Genomic DNA, 6055 nt, shown 5'->3' with positions numbered 1-6055 from the left:
CCGTGACCAGGTCTTCGGCAATCTTTATCTGACGGAGAAGCGGGGTGGTGGTCAGTTCGACGAGGAGGATGTGTCGGTGACGTCGACGCTGGCTGTGGCGGCTGGTGTGGCGATCGACAATGCCCGGTTGTATGAGGAGTCGCGGCTGCGTGAGCGTTGGCTGCGGGCGAGTGCGGAGATCACGAACAGTCTGATGTCCGGGAGTGCGAGTGGGGAGGCTCTCGGGTTGATCGCGGAGCAGGCCAGGGAGATCACGGGCTCGGCGCTGGCGGCGGTCGCGACGCCGATGGCGGACACTGGTTCGCTCACGGTGGAGATCGCGGTGGGTATGGACGCGGACGCCCATCGGGGGCTGGTGCTGGCCATGGACAGGACGCTGATGGGCCTGGCGTTCTCGCAGGGTGCGGCGGTGACCAGTGCAGACGTGGGCCAGGACGAGCGGGTCTCGCCCGAGCCGCCGCGCTTTGAGGGGCTGGGTCCGGCGGTGGCGATTCCGATCGGCACGGGTGGGACGGGGGTGCGTGGTGTGGTGCTGTTGGCGCGTGAGGTGGGGCAGCCGTTGTTCACGGTGAAGGAGACTGAGCCGTTGCAGGTTTTCGCGGCTCAGGCGGCGATTGCGATGGAGCTGGCGGAGCGGCGGCGGGATGCGGAGGAGGTCGCGGTGCTGAAGGACCGTGACCGGATCGCCCCGGGATCTGCATGATCTGGCGATCCAGCGGTTGTTCGCCACCGGGATGACGTTGCAGAGTGCGGGGCGTTTCATCGAGCATTCGGAGGCGTCCGAGCGGGTGTTGCGGGCGGTGGATGATCTGGACGAGACGATCAAGATCATCAGGTCGACCATTTTCGGGTTGCGGGCCCGGGAGGGTGGTGCCGGTGGGGGGTTGCGGGCGCGTGTGGTGCGGGTGGCGGGTGAGGCGGCTCCGGCGCTGGGGTTCGCGCCGAGTCTGCGGATGGAGGGGCTGATCGACACCGATGTGCCCAAGGAGGTCGCCGATCATGTGGTCGCGGTGCTGTCGGAGGCGCTGACCAATGTGGCCCGGCATGCCTGTGCGGGCCGGGCGGAGATCGTTCTGGTGACGGATGGGCGGGAGTTGGTCCTGACTGTCCGGGACAACGGCGTCGGTATCCCGTCCGGCGGCCGTCGCAGCGGGCTGCGCAACATGGCGGAGCGGGCGGCGGAACTCGGCGGCAGCCTGGACTGGACCTGCCCCGAGGCGCCCGAGGCGCCCGAGGGGCCCGGGGGTCCCGGGGGCGGCGGTACGACGCTGGTGTGGCGGGTACCGGTGACGAAGCCGTAGCGGCAGGGGTCGTACGTCCCGGATCTCAGAAGAAGGCGCTGGACCATGACCCGCACGAGTCCTGCACGCGCGACCGGCCGACCGTTCTGACGCCGGCGGCGCAATCCGCTGCGGCGCCACCGTCATGTGGTCGAGGCCTGGAGCGTGCTCGCCGTCTGGACCGTGGCCCGCCCCGGCGGCCGGGGATGACGTCAAGAGAGGGCCGACCGGATCCAGGACAGGGTCGGTCGGCCCACGGCTGTTCCAACGCCCTTGCGGGAGGCTGGAGATGAGAATCCGAAAGGAGGAAGCACATGAGCGGCATGATCGAGCGGCTGCGCGGCTGGCCGGTGCTGCCCGAGGACCTGTTCGGCTGGGCCGAGTCCGGCTTCCCCGGTCTGCACGGGACTTCGGGGCTGCAGGGCATCCGTGTGGAGGAGGAGATCAAGGACGGCACCTACGTGCTGCGGGCCGAGCTTCCGGGCGTCGACCCCGCCGACGATGTCGAGATCACCGTCACGGAAGGGGTGCTCACCCTTCGGGCCGAGCGCACCGAGGAAACGAAGGGGAAGCACCGTACCGAGTTCCGCTACGGCACCTTCGCACGCTCAGTCCGGTTGCCGGTCGGAGCGAAGGGCGACGAGGCGGCCGCGGAATACAAGGACGGCGTGCTGACCGTCACGGTCCCGGTCCCGGAGGAGAAGACGGGAACCAGGACCATTCCGGTGCGGACCGGCTGAGCCTCGGGGGGAGGACGCCGGTCCCACATCCGGTGTGCGCGGCCGGTGACCACCGGCCGCGCACACCGCCGTTTCCGGCCCGTCGACGGGCCCGGCTCAGTGCTGCTGCCGCGTGCCCGGAACCGTCATCACGGGTTGCTCCGTGCGGACGCCGGGACCAGGCAGCAGCGGACGTCGACCACGCCCTCGACGGCACGGGCCAGCCGTTGGGCCACCCCGGCCGCACCGTCGTCGTCCACCCACCCGGTGAGGGTGACGACGCCTTCGGTGACCTCGACCTGGATGTGGTCGGCGGAGAGCGGAAAGAGGCGGTCCACGACCTCGTGCCGTACCTCCGCGGCCAGTTCCTCGTCGCCGCGGAGGAAGATCTTGAGCAGGTCGGAGCGGCTGACGACGCCTTCGAGCATCCCCTCGTCGTTGACGACGGGCAGTCGCTTGACCTTGCGCTGGGCCATGATGCGCGCCGCCTGGGCGAGCGTGGCGTTCGGATGCACGGTCACGGCGGGCGTGCTCATCACCTCCTCGGCGGTCACCGCGCCGGCCTTCGCCAGGTCGTCGAGGCGCTGCCGCTGGACGAACCGGTCCGGGTCGCTGTCCCGGAACTCCTCCTTCGGGAGCAGATCGGCTTCGGAGACGACACCGATCACCCGGCCCTCGCCCTCCAGCACGGGCAGGGCGCTGACCTTCCACTCCTCCATCAGGGTGACGACGTCCTTGAACGGGGCGTTGCGGCCGATCGTGGCGACGGTGCGGGTCATCACATCGCTCACGGTGTGCGGTTTGCCGGGCATGGTCTCCTCCTCGGAAGGACGGGCGGGGCCGAGGGGTCCCTGATCCCAGGGTGTGTGCAGGCGGAGCCGGCCGCCACGGGCCGCCCGGACCCGGCAAGGGGTCGTTCGGCCTCATGTACGGGTCTTCCTCGTGAGAGGCCGCTCAGCCTCTCCGGAGAAGACCCTTCGACCCGTGGCAGGGCCTGGGCTGCCCGATCCGCACAACGCGGTCGTGGCGGTCGGGCTCGCGGCACAGGACACGCGGGTCCGCGACCTCGTGGAGGGCGCGAAGGCCCTCAAGATGTTCGGTGAGTACGTCCCGGTCCCGGCCGCCATCGTCGACGTCCCGCACTTCTCGGCCCACGCCGACGCCACGCAGATCATCGACTGGCTGCGCGGCCCCGCGCCGGAGGCGACATACCTGGTCTCCGGCTCACGCGGAGCCCTGGGGCGCTCGGCCGCCTGTTCCGCTGCATGATCGTCGCCTCCTGGGCGGGGACGTGGTATGCCGTCTGTGACGGCGCCGCGTAGGCGTATGCCTCGTCCCCGCACGCTCGCCCGCCCGCCCATGAGGCAATCGGCTCCGCTCCGGGACCAGTCACCGGTCAAGTCCCGCGCGCGGGCCGGGGGCCCCAGGGCCGTCCGGCCCATGCCTCCCGACGGGAGTCGAGCCCATGTTCGTTCCCGCTGTCAGAGCCGGTGGAGCCAGCCGTCGGCCACGCCGTGGAGCTTCTGCTCGGTCGGCCGCAGGTGCTTGTCGTCGATCCGGTAGGAGAGGTGGTCGACGACATCCACCACACCGTCCAGCCGACGTGTCATGCCGACCGCGACGGGTATCTCGCTGCGCCGTTCCAGCTGACCGGTGAGGGTGACCACACCGTTGTGCGCTGTGACCTCGACGGCGTACGGGGCCAGCCAGAGCGTGTTGCCGAGGACCTCCTGCCGGACCTCCCGGACGATCTCGTCGTCGGAACGCAGGAAGACCCGGAGCAGGTCGCCGCGGGTGACGATGCCGACCAGTTGGTCCTGCTCGTCCACCACGGGCAGGCGTTCGACACGGTGCCCGGCCATCAGCCGGGCCGCCTCGGTGACCGTGGCATCGGAGCGGATGGTGACGGCGGGCGTCGACATGACACCGTTTGCGGTGCTCGCACCGCTCTTGACCGCCTCGCGTCGGGTGCCGTGGCCCATCAGGTGCCTGCGGTCGTGCTCGGGATCGCGTGTCTGGTGCAGCATGAGGTCGGTCTCGGAGACCACACCGATCACCTTGCCGGCCTCGTCGACCACGGGAAGGCCGCTGATGCGGTGCTCCTCCAGGAGTCGCACCAACTCCTTGAACGGCGTGCCGTTCCCGGCCGTGACGACGTCGCTGACCATGACGGCGCCGACCTTCGTGGGCTTCATGTCCGAGCCTCCTTCAGGGCCATGACCCGTGCGAAGACGGGTCGTATCGCGAGCCCGGCCTTCCGGCCGGCCCGGCCCACAGCCTCCGCCGCGAGGTTCCACGCCGACAGGGGCTGACCGGGTACGCGAACGGGCCGAGTGGCCCCTCCTGCCCGTCGGCGGAACGTGGCACGGTGAAATCGGAGCCCCCTGCTGCACGAGGTGGCAGTCCGGCGAAAGGCGGTGGGACGATGGCCCTTCCCCTGGTCGTAGGTGTCGACGGATCGGACGGAAGCCTGCTCGCGGTCGACTGGGCGGTGGACGAGGCCGCCCGCCACGACCTTCCACTACGCCTGGTGTACGCCTCCCTCTGGGAGCGCTACGAGGCCGGAGTGCCGTCGGACAGCGGGAAACGCCCCTCGGAACGCGCGCTGGCCGAACACATCGTCGCCTCCGCGGCAGAGCGCGCCGCAGTGCGCAGCCCGGATGTGAAGGTCACCGCCGATGTCCTTCTCGACGACTCGGTGCGCGCCCTCCTGAGCGCGGGCGACGGCGCACATGCCCTGGTGACCGGGTCGCGAGGCCGGGGCGAGCTGGCCGGGCTGCTCCTCGGGTCGGTCGGCCTGGCGGTGGCGGCCCGGGCGCACTGCCCCGTGATCGTGGTGCGGGGCGAGAGGGCGGGCCTGGCCGACGGTCACGAACGGATTCTGCTGGGTGCGGGGGAGCCCGTCTCCGGCGCTGAGGCCGCACGGTTCGCCTTCCGTGAGGCCGAGGCCCGCAACTGCGCTCTGGACGTGGTCCGGGCCTGGCGCTGCCCCGCCCACGAGGTCGGCAACCAGGTGGCGCTCGCGGAGATCGCCCGCCAGCACGAGGAGAAGGCGTCGGCGCTGCTCGACACGCTGCTCGGCGAAGCCCGGTCCGCCCATCCGAAGGTCAGGGTCCGCAGTGTGACGGTCGAGGGACCGGCCCACCGGATCCTCGTGGACCGTTCGGCCGCCGCCGACCTGGTTGTCGTAGGAGCGAGGCGTCGGCATGGACACTTCGGTCTTCAACTCGGCCGGGTGGCCCACACGTTGCTTCACCATGCGGAATGCCCGGTGGCGGTCGTGCCGCAGACGGAGTGACCGTTGCTCTCGTCCACGGACGGTGTCGCGGGCGCGCCGCTCAGTCGATTCCCGCAGCGGAGGGGGCGCCGCATGGCCGTTCGGCCTCGTCACGCGATTGCTCCAGTTCTGCGGGGTACGGCCCTGGGCGAGCGGCCCGCCTGCCCGCCATGTCAGCACCGAGTTCACCGCCGAGGACTACGCCAGGGGAACCGGAGGCCGAGGCCGCGCTCGACGGGAGCGTCACCAACGCCGGGGTGCCGCGTCACCGCGACCTCGACGGGTGTCATCTGACCGACGTGCACGGCGGCGTGGCCGCCCCGGACACGGTGTGGTTGGGCTGCCGTACCCGCACCTCGGACATCCGGACCGGCCTGGCGGCCCGGATGCTGGTCGACGCGCGGATCACCGAGGCGACCTCCGCGCCGCTTCGAGCCGTGCAGCACCTCAGCAGCTCCAGCTCCCGCCCGGACGTACCGTCGTCGACAAGATCGCGGCCGTCTGCACGTCGTGTGACTCCGCGATCGGTGACCCCCTGCGGGCCGCTGTCGACCGTGGCGACACCGTGAACCGCTGCAAGGCGTCGAAACAGGCCGGCGTCCTGATGCTCGGATACCTCGTCTCGCCGACCGAACTCCGGTCACACTTCGAGTGATGGGACTACACACTGGACGACGAGGTCCGGGCACGCACGGTCGACCACTGCCTGCGCCGTACCAGCCACGGCTCCACCCTCAGCGGTCTGGTCCACGGCTGGGTCCTGTCCCGCGCCCGGCGCG

The 6055-nt window shown here is 70.8% G+C and carries 5 protein-coding genes and 2 pseudogenes; 5 read left to right on the top strand and 2 right to left on the bottom strand.

Annotated elements, in window-relative coordinates; all coding sequences use genetic code 11:
- Both SSP29_RS58200 and SSP29_RS50695 read left to right on the top strand, forming a co-directional pair.
- A pseudogene (locus tag SSP29_RS58200) lies at positions 1-1301 on the top strand (GAF domain-containing sensor histidine kinase); the annotation flags it as partial.
- Between the two features lie 293 nt (positions 1302-1594).
- On the top strand, positions 1595-2020 hold the full coding sequence (locus SSP29_RS50695) for an Hsp20/alpha crystallin family protein (RefSeq protein WP_089107808.1): 426 nt from the start codon (positions 1595-1597) through the stop codon (positions 2018-2020).
- Positions 2021-2148: 128 nt separating this feature from the next.
- Here SSP29_RS50695 and SSP29_RS50690 read toward each other — a convergent pair whose 3' ends face one another.
- Entirely contained in the window at positions 2149-2811 is a 663-nt protein-coding gene (locus SSP29_RS50690) for a CBS domain-containing protein (RefSeq protein WP_089107807.1), read from the bottom strand.
- A gap of 172 nt (positions 2812-2983) precedes the next feature.
- Between SSP29_RS50690 and SSP29_RS50685 the strand changes: the two genes are divergently transcribed.
- Entirely contained in the window at positions 2984-3268 is a 285-nt protein-coding gene (locus SSP29_RS50685) for an MBL fold metallo-hydrolase RNA specificity domain-containing protein (RefSeq protein ID WP_150136544.1), read from the top strand.
- A 212-nt stretch (positions 3269-3480) separates the two neighbouring features.
- Here SSP29_RS50685 and SSP29_RS50680 read toward each other — a convergent pair whose 3' ends face one another.
- A complete protein-coding gene (locus SSP29_RS50680; protein ID WP_089107805.1) occupies positions 3481-4194 on the bottom strand; it encodes a CBS domain-containing protein in 714 nt (237 codons plus the stop codon).
- 230 nt (positions 4195-4424) lie between these two features.
- On the opposite strand from SSP29_RS50680, the gene SSP29_RS50675 reads away from it, so the two are divergent.
- Together SSP29_RS50675 and SSP29_RS61665 are read left to right on the top strand one after the other, a co-directional pair.
- Positions 4425-5297 carry a universal stress protein gene (locus tag SSP29_RS50675; RefSeq protein WP_089107804.1) on the top strand — a complete coding sequence of 291 codons (873 nt, stop codon included), beginning with the start codon at positions 4425-4427 and terminating at the stop codon, positions 5295-5297.
- 194 nt (positions 5298-5491) lie between these two features.
- Positions 5492-6054, top strand: a pseudogene (locus SSP29_RS61665) (glycosyl hydrolase family 65 protein); the annotation flags it as partial.
- Between the last annotated feature and the right edge of the window lies 1 nt (position 6055).

It is taken from the genome of Streptomyces hyaluromycini (assembly GCF_002217755.1).
In the GTDB taxonomy this organism is placed as follows: Bacteria; Actinomycetota; Actinomycetes; order Streptomycetales; family Streptomycetaceae; genus Streptomyces; species Streptomyces hyaluromycini.
This window is presented reverse-complemented; position numbering and strand designations above follow the sequence as displayed.

Bases quoted from the DNA above. Each gene is read 5' to 3' on its own strand.
- SSP29_RS50695 (WP_089107808.1), top strand. From the start codon at position 1,595: ATGAGCGGCATGATCGAGCGGCTGCGCGGCTGGCCGGTGCTGCCCGAG.
- SSP29_RS50690 (WP_089107807.1), bottom strand. From the start codon at position 2,811: ATGCCCGGCAAACCGCACACCGTGAGCGATGTGATGACCCGCACCGTC.
- SSP29_RS50680 (WP_089107805.1), bottom strand. From the start codon at position 4,194: ATGAAGCCCACGAAGGTCGGCGCCGTCATGGTCAGCGACGTCGTCACG.
- SSP29_RS50675 (WP_089107804.1), top strand. From the start codon at position 4,425: ATGGCCCTTCCCCTGGTCGTAGGTGTCGACGGATCGGACGGAAGCCTG.